This window comes from Amycolatopsis marina (assembly GCF_900111885.1).
GTDB classification, from domain to species: Bacteria; Actinomycetota; Actinomycetes; order Mycobacteriales; family Pseudonocardiaceae; genus Amycolatopsis; species Amycolatopsis marina.
In genome coordinates, this window is the sequence record NZ_FOKG01000005.1 from 338,509 (window position 1) to 346,087 (window position 7,579).

General features: G+C 67.4%; 9 protein-coding genes. 6 read left to right on the forward strand and 3 right to left on the reverse strand.

Features of this window, described 5'->3' with window-relative positions:
• Positions 1-7: 7 nt before the first annotated feature.
• Positions 8-1,681 carry a carboxyl transferase domain-containing protein gene (locus tag BM199_RS11260; protein ID WP_245788290.1) on the reverse strand — a complete coding sequence of 558 codons (1,674 nt, stop codon included), beginning with the start codon at positions 1,679-1,681 and terminating at the stop codon, positions 8-10.
• Between the two features lie 87 nt (positions 1,682-1,768).
• A complete protein-coding gene (locus BM199_RS11265; protein WP_218160333.1) occupies positions 1,769-2,506 on the reverse strand; it encodes an SGNH/GDSL hydrolase family protein in 738 nt (245 codons plus the stop codon).
• A 300-nt stretch (positions 2,507-2,806) separates the two neighbouring features.
• On the opposite strand from BM199_RS11265, the gene BM199_RS11270 reads away from it, so the two are divergent.
• The gene (locus tag BM199_RS11270; RefSeq protein ID WP_091672653.1) at positions 2,807-3,397 is read left to right on the forward strand and encodes an SACE_7040 family transcriptional regulator; all 591 of its coding nucleotides are present in this window, start codon (positions 2,807-2,809) and stop codon (positions 3,395-3,397) included.
• Positions 3,398-3,466: 69 nt separating this feature from the next.
• Entirely contained in the window at positions 3,467-3,964 is a 498-nt protein-coding gene (locus BM199_RS11275) for a hypothetical protein (RefSeq protein WP_091672655.1), read from the forward strand.
• On the opposite strand, the gene BM199_RS11280 is transcribed toward BM199_RS11275, so the two are convergent.
• A complete protein-coding gene (locus tag BM199_RS11280; protein ID WP_091672657.1) occupies positions 3,965-4,366 on the reverse strand; it encodes a VOC family protein in 402 nt (133 codons plus the stop codon). It abuts the gene before it with no gap.
• Positions 4,367-4,432: 66 nt separating this feature from the next.
• Between BM199_RS11280 and BM199_RS11285 the strand changes: the two genes are divergently transcribed.
• The 4 genes from BM199_RS11285 to BM199_RS11300 all read left to right on the forward strand — a co-directional run.
• Positions 4,433-4,795 carry a PadR family transcriptional regulator gene (locus BM199_RS11285; protein WP_091672658.1) on the forward strand — a complete coding sequence of 121 codons (363 nt, stop codon included), beginning with the start codon at positions 4,433-4,435 and terminating at the stop codon, positions 4,793-4,795.
• Positions 4,792-5,244 (forward strand): VOC family protein, encoded by a 453-nt coding sequence (locus BM199_RS11290; RefSeq protein ID WP_091672660.1) that lies wholly within the window; start codon positions 4,792-4,794, stop codon positions 5,242-5,244. Before BM199_RS11285 ends, BM199_RS11290 begins: the two co-directional genes overlap by 4 nt.
• 4 nt (positions 5,245-5,248) lie before the next feature.
• Positions 5,249-6,808, forward strand: a complete 1,560-nt coding sequence (locus tag BM199_RS11295; RefSeq protein ID WP_091672661.1) for a PucR family transcriptional regulator — start codon at positions 5,249-5,251, stop codon at positions 6,806-6,808.
• A 267-nt stretch (positions 6,809-7,075) separates the two neighbouring features.
• On the forward strand, positions 7,076-7,579 hold a 504-nt coding region (locus BM199_RS11300; protein ID WP_143101817.1), incomplete at its 3' end, for a DUF222 domain-containing protein.

The window sequence follows — 7,579 nt, forward strand, 5'->3', positions numbered from 1 at the left end:
GCTCATGTCACATCCTGAAGACGCCGTAGGAGACCGGGTCCAGCGGCGCGTTGGCCGCCGCCGAGAGTGCGAGGCCGACCACGGTGCGGGTGTCCGCCGGGTCGATCACGCCGTCGTCCCAGAGTCGGGCCGTCGAGTAGTAGGGACTGCCCTGCTGCTCGTACTGCTCCCGGATCGGGTCCTTGAAGGACTCCTCCGCCTCGGCGGACCATTCCTCGCCCCGAGCCTCGATCGAGTCGCGGCGCACCGTGGAGAGCACCGACGCCGCCTGTTCCCCGCCCATCACCGAGATCCGCGCGTTGGGCCACATCCAGAGGAACCGGGGCGAGTACGCCCTGCCGCACATCGAGTAGTTGCCCGCGCCGAACGAACCACCGATGATGACGGTCAGTTTGGGTACCCGGGCACAGGCAACAGCGGTCACCATCTTGGCTCCGTGCTTGGCGATACCGCCCGCCTCGTAGTCCCTGCCGACCATGAAGCCGCTGATGTTCTGCAGGAAGAGCAGCGGAATCGAGCGCTTGTCGCACAGTTCGATGAAGTGCGCGCCCTTCATCGCCGACTCGGCGAACAGCACCCCGTTGTTGGCGATGATCCCGACGGGGTGACCGTGGATCCTGGCGAACCCGGTGACCAGGGTGGCGCCGTACTCCTTCTTGAACTCCGCGAACCTGCTGCCGTCCGTGATCCGCGCGATCACCTCGCGCACGTCGTACGGCGTCCGCGAGTCGGTGGGTACGACCCCGTAGAGCTGCTCCGGGTCGACCGCGGGCTGCTCGGTCGGCAGCACGTCCCAGGGACGGGGCGCGCGCGGTCCGAGTGTCGCGACGATGGAGCGGACGATGCGCAACGCGTGCGCGTCGTCGGTGGCGAGATGGTCGGTGACGCCGGACGAGCGGGCGTGGACATCGCCGCCGCCGAGCTCCTCCGCGGTCACCACCTCGCCGGTCGCGGCCTTCACCAGCGGTGGGCCGCCAAGAAAGATCGTGCCCTGGTTCCGCACGATCACGGCTTCGTCGCTCATCGCGGGGACGTAGGCGCCGCCCGCGGTGCAGGAGCCGAGCACGGCGGCGATCTGCGGGATCCCGCGTGCGGACATGGTGGCCTGGTTGTAGAAGATCCGCCCGAAGTGCTCGCGGTCGGGAAAGACCTCGTCCTGTCGCGGCAGAAAAGCGCCACCGGAGTCCACCAGGTAGATGCACGGCAGGTTGTTGTGCAGCGCCACCTCCTGCGCACGGAGGTGCTTCTTCACGGTGAGCGGGTAGTACGTCCCGCCCTTCACCGTTGCGTCGTTGGCGACGACGACACACTCGCGCCCGGACACCCTGCCGATGCCGGTGATGATCCCCGCCGAGGGCGCCTCGTCGTCGTACAGGCCGTTCGCGGCGAGCGGGGAGAGTTCGAGAAACGGCGAACCGGGGTCGAGCAACGCGTCGACGCGGTCCCGGGGCAGCAGCTTCCCGCGTTCCACGTGGCGGATGCGCGCCTTCTCCGAACCGCCCTGCCGGGCGACCGACAGTCGTTTACGCAGGTCCTCGACCAGTTCAGCGTGCGCGATGGCGCTTCGCGTGTAAGTCTCGTCCCGTGGGTCCGCGGTACTGGTGAGCACCGGGATATCGGACGTGGCTCCGGGTGACAACCCACGGCCTCCCTCGTCGTCGGCACAGCATGGAACATGCATGAACAGCTAGGTTAGCAGGCGTTAACTCTCCATGGGAGGTTATCGACCGCTAACCTAACTGTCCAGGGCCGGACGAGGGGACGGACGTCAGTCGGTGACGGCGTTCAGGGCGGGCAGGTAACCAAGCGCCTGCCCCTCCTTGGTGGGGTGATAAGACTCGATGATCGGCCAGACAAGACTGTGCAGCCAGCGATCACCCGAGCAGATCTCGTGCCCGGTGAACGGCCCCCGCATGTCGACGAAGGTGAGCCCGGCATCGGCGGCACGCTTGGCGGTGACCTCGGCGAGCGTGTCGGATCCCGAGTTGATCGCGGCACGCTTGGTCTCACTCAGGCCCACGGAGCAGGAACCGTTCAGCTTGTAGAACTTCGGGTATCCCAGGACGATGATCTCAGCGTTTGGAGCGCGGTCGCGCATCTCCGAGTAGACGTTGTCCAGCAGTCCGGGCAGGGTGTTGCGCGCGTAGTCCTTGGCGACCTCCACTCGGTCGACGCAGGACTGGTCCGACCCGAGGGTGCAGTCGGTCATCACGTCGGCGAAGCCCGCGTCGTTTCCGCCGACCGAGATCGTCGCCACGGTCGTGCTGGCGCTCAGCGCGCTGACCTGCTTGCTCAGTACGTCACCCGTCCGGGCACCGGAACAGGCGACGAAACTGAAGCTGGACACGCCGTGCGAGTTCGCCCAGAGCTGGGGATAGGAGTTGGCGCTGCGTCTGCAGTCGCCCGAACTGCCGTAGTCACCGGCACCGACCCCGGAGGAGTAGGAGTCGCCGAGCGCGACGTAGTTCGGCCCGGCCGCACTCGCCGGGATCGTCAACCCCAGCATCGCCAGTGCGGTGAGCAAGAAGAAAGTCAGGAATCGGGTTGCAGGGAGGGCGGTCTTCTTCGCGAAAGACACGTTTCCGATCCTTTCGTCAGTCATTGACCACGAAAAGGCATACCAGGTGCCCTGCTCACTCACGAAGAACTCACACGAGAGGCAACCCGCATGGATTACGCGAGAAGTCGCACGAGAGGGTTGTGCACGATGTGGCCGACGGGGTCGGCCACATCGTGCGGAGTAAGACGCGCCGCACAGAAGCACGAACGGTTAGTGCTCGCTAACTCGGCCGACTAGACTGCGGGGATGCCCTCCACTCCCACTCCGCTGGTGAACGGCGAGAAGGCCAGCCGTCGTGAGCAGATTCTGGCCGCTGCCGCCGAGCTGTTCGCCCGGCACGGCTTCCACGGGGTCGGGATCGACGACATCGGCGCGGCGGTGGGGATCTCCGGCCCCGCGCTCTACCGGCACTTCCGCAGCAAGGACGCGATGCTCGGCGAGATGCTGAGTTCGATCAGCCAGTTCCTGCTCGACGGAGGCACGGAACTGGCCGAGGCGGCAACCGACCCACAGGAGGTACTGGCCGAACTGGTCCGGTTCCACGTCGACTTCGCGCTCCAGCACCCCGCACTCATCACCGTGCAGGAACGCAATCTCGCCAACCTGACCGACGCGGATCGCCGACAGGTACGGGCACTGCAGCGGCGCTATGTGGAGGTGTGGGTAACCGCGATTCGCGCCGCTGTCCCCCAGGTGGGCGAGAGCCACGCCCGTTCGTCCGCACACGCCGTGTTCGGTTTGATCAATTCGACGCCGCACAACCGCTACCTGCCTGACAAGGAACTCGCCGAACTGCTCGGCCACCTCGCGCTGGGTGCACTGCACGCCGCACGGTGACCACGCCAAGGATTCCGCTGGACCCTCCGTCACAACACACTTCGCGGCGCCCTGGTGTTTGATAGGCACGTGCAGCACCCCAGGAACGAGGACGAGCCCGAGCTCGTCGAGAAGGCGCAGCGCGCCCTCGTCGCCATACATCTAGGCCAGGACGAGGAAGCGCTGGACCAGGTGGCGCCCACGGCCACCCCACAGGCCGACGGCGCCGATCAGACGCTCGCGTTGATGCTGCTCCTGTTCAGCGAGTGCAGTGCGATGGTCTCCACCCTCGGCGACGGCGGCAACGCGCCGGTGAAGGTCCAGGTGTTCGACGAGGCAGGCGAGGAGGTCTCGATCGACCAGGCCGATCCGCCCGTGCGGACCGCGGTCCGCACGTTGCTGGCCGAGGTGCACGGCAACACCGAGGCCGCGCAGGAGCAGGTGGAGATCGCACTGGCCAATGCCGCGCCGAAAGAGGTGGACAGTCTCGTGCTGCAGGCGCTGCGATGGACAGCGCGACTGTCCACCGAATGCCTCGAACGCGGCCTTCCGGTGGCGGACTGGATCGCGGAGGCCCTTTCGGACTGATCACCCGGTGGGTTGCTGGTCCCGTTGTTGCAGCGCGAAGTGGTTGCCCTCCGTGTCGGCGAACATCGCCCACCATCCCCACGGCTGATGTGTCGGAGTCGAGGGGAACTCGACACCCTTTGCGGACAGTTCGGCGTGGGTGGCGACCACGTCGTCGGCGTAGAAGAAGAAGTTGGCGGTGGGGACTCCGTCGCGCACCGGAAAACGCATCTGGTCATCGGGGTCCGGGCTCAGCACCAGCACCGTCCGACCGTCGGCCGAGGTCAGTTCGACCCAGCGGTCCGAGTCGCCGTAGGGCATGTCGGTGGTAACCGCGAAGCCGATGGTCTCCGCCCAGAACCGCCGCGCCCGCTCCTGGTCCCGCACTCCGATCACCACTTTGCTGACGCCACGGATCGGCATGGCCACTCCCTCCCGTTCGCATATATCCATCATGGATACAACGAAGTCGGAGTGTATGCTCCCGTCATGGCGGACGGCAATCCTCCACCGCTGACCCCGGCAGCGTTCCAGGTGCTGCTCGCGCTCGCACGCGGCAGGACACACGGCTACGGCATCATGGGGTTCATCGGTGAGGTCACCGACGGCTCCGTCCAATTGGGACCGGGCACCCTGTACCGCACACTCGCCCGGCTCGTGGCGGACGGACTCGTCGAGGAGACGCGGGAGAGCCACGAGGGCGAGCCACACGACGCCCGCCGCAGGTACTACCGGCTCACTCGGCTGGGCTGGGAGATGGCTCAGCGCGAGGCGAGACTGCTCGAGCGGCTCACCTCCGCAGCAGTCGACGCCGGGCTGCTGGGCGATCTCCGGAGGGCCGACGCCTCATGAGCGACCGGCACCGGCCCAGCCGCGCACTCGGCCTCGTACCGCACGTTTTCGTGAAGGACGTGGACTCCGCGCTGACCTTCTACCGCACCGCGTTCGGCGCCGCCGAACTGTTCCGCAACCTGCTGCCCGATGGCACGGTGCTGTTTGTCGAACTCGCGATCGGCGAGGCACGCCTGTTGGTGAGCGAGGAGATCCCGCGACTAGGCGCGCTGGCCCCGACGACGCTGGGCGGGACGCCGATGCTGCTGGTACTCGAGACGGCGGACCCGGACGATCTGCTCCGGCGGGCGGTGTTCGCCGGAGCGACAGTGGAAGCACCGGTGTCCGAGATGTTCTTCGGCGAACGCTACGGCAGGGTGGTGGATCCCCACGGCCACCGATGGGCACTGACGACGAAGCGGGAGCAGTTCACCCCGGACGAGATCGACGCCCGCACCCCGGACGTGTGACCGCATGGGCTCCGTACGCGCGGTGGTCGACCGGGTCGGTCCGACCCTGCTGCACGTGGTGCACCTGCCGGACAGTTGCCCTGTCGTCGCGGACGTCGTGATCGCGGAGCCGGGGGCACCCGGCCAGTTCTCCGCGGGCGACCTGGTTCTCGCGGTGGCGATGAATGAGACCAGGGAGGCCACGGCGCTCATTCGGCACAGCGCGGACAACGGTGCTGCCGCAGTGCTGGTCAAGCCACCGCTTGCCGAGCGGCCCGCGGTCCGACGAGCGGCGAGGACCGCGGGAATCGGTCTGATCGAGGTGCGGGCCGCCGCATCCTGGGCGCAGCTGGTGTGGCTGCTGCGGACCGTCCTGGACGCGATCTCGGACGAATCGGAAACGCTGGAGAACGGTGGCGAGCCGGGAGCGGCCGACCTGTTCCGCCTTGCCGACGCGGTGGCGTCCGTGGTGGACGCCCCCGTGACGATCGAGGACACGAACTCCCGGGTTCTCGCCTACTCGGCCCGTCAGGACCTCACCGACCCCGCACGTGTGTCGACGATCATGGGCAGGCGGATCCCGGACGACGTGCTCGCGCGCTTCCGTTCCAGAGGAGTGTTCCGGGAGCTGTCGCGGGGCAGGCAGACGATCTTCGTTCCGGCACAGCGCGACGGGACCCTGCCACGCCTGATCGTGCCCATCCGGATGGGCGGCGAACTGCTCGGCTCCATGTGGGCGGTGGTCGATGGGCCGGTGTCCGAGGAGCGGGCCGCCGCGTTCGCCGACTCGGCCCCGGTGGTCGCGCTGCACCTGTTGCGCAGGCGCGCGCACGACGATGCGCAGCGCAGGGCCTCTGCCGAACTGCTCAGAGCCGTACTCCAGGGCACGGCGAGCCCGCGAGCGGCGATCGCCGAACTGGGCCTCTCCGAAGGCCCACACCGCGTGGTGGTGATCGACACCAGCAGCGATGGCAACCCGGACGCGGAAGGACTACGCCTGGCACTGCTGGAGCGCATCTCACAGGGCATCGGCAAGCGTCCTTCCGCGACGGAACTCGGCGGACTGCTCTACACCGTCGTACCGGACACGGCCGACCCCGGCGCATGGACCGAACTGCGGGCCGCACTGGACACCGCGGGCGGGGACGGCGATCTGCGGGTGGCCGCGGGAAGCGCCGCACCGATCCACGACCTTGCCCGCTCGCGGGCCGAAGCCGAAGAGACACTCGGACTACTGCGAGCCGGACTCGTCCCGCAGCGGGTGGTCGGATTCGATGAGGTCTGGACCGCACTGGCCCTGCACCGCGCCGCGACGGCGTCCGGCAGCAGCGGACTCACCACGCTCGGCCCACTGCACAAGGTCCGCACCCACGACGAGACCAACGGAACCGACTACGCGAACACGCTCTACCAATGGCTGCGCCATCCCGGCGATCCTCGCGCAGCGGCTCAGACACTGCGAATCCATCCCAACACCTTGCGCTACCGAATGCGCAAGCTGCTGGATTTGGTTGAGTTGGACCTGGACGACCCGCAGGTGCGGCTCGCACTGACGATTCAGCTCGTGGTGCTGCGCTGGTCCTGAGGTGTATTTGCACTTCCGGGGCGGGTGTTTGCGGTTTGTGCGCGTTTGTTTGCGGTTTGTGCGCGAGTGTTTGCGGTTTGTGCGCGGGTGTTTGCGGTTTGTGCGCGTTTTCGGGGGACACGTGGTGGGGTTTCGGGCTCGCCTTCGGCGTGCCCTGCGCAATTGTCGCTCCACGCATCACCCTTTCGAGGTGGCCGGTAGCGACAATTACCCAGGGAACGGGACCGCTGCGCCGGTTTTGTCGGACCCCCTCCATACAATTGTGGGGTGACCAGTTCAGGGGGAAACGTGGTGGTGCCGGGACTGTCCCGGCGAAGATCGGTCCTCGTCGCGCGGTTGCAGTCGATGGAGCGGACACGGTCCACATTGGAGGCGCGGCAACTGTGTGACATCGCCGAGCTGGTGTCATCGTCACCGGAGATTGCTCGGGATGTCGCTCAGGAGGTCGCGTTGGCGTTGTCGATCACTCCGCGTGCGGCGGAGCGGATGGTGTCGTTGGCGGTGGCGTTGACGACCCGACTGCCGCACACCCTGGCCGCAATGCGGGCCGGGGTAGTGGACGGGTACAAGGCCTCCAAGACCGCCGACGTCACCGGATGCCTGTCCGATGACCTCGTCCGCCTCGCCGATGAGCGGTTGTCGCAGTGGTTGGCGGGCAAAGACCCGACGCGGTTGCGGCGGGCGGAACGGTCCGTGCAGTTGGTGCCGCAGGGCGAGGGCATGGCCACCCTGATCGCCGACCTGCCCGCCGAAACAGCCACCTCGATCTAC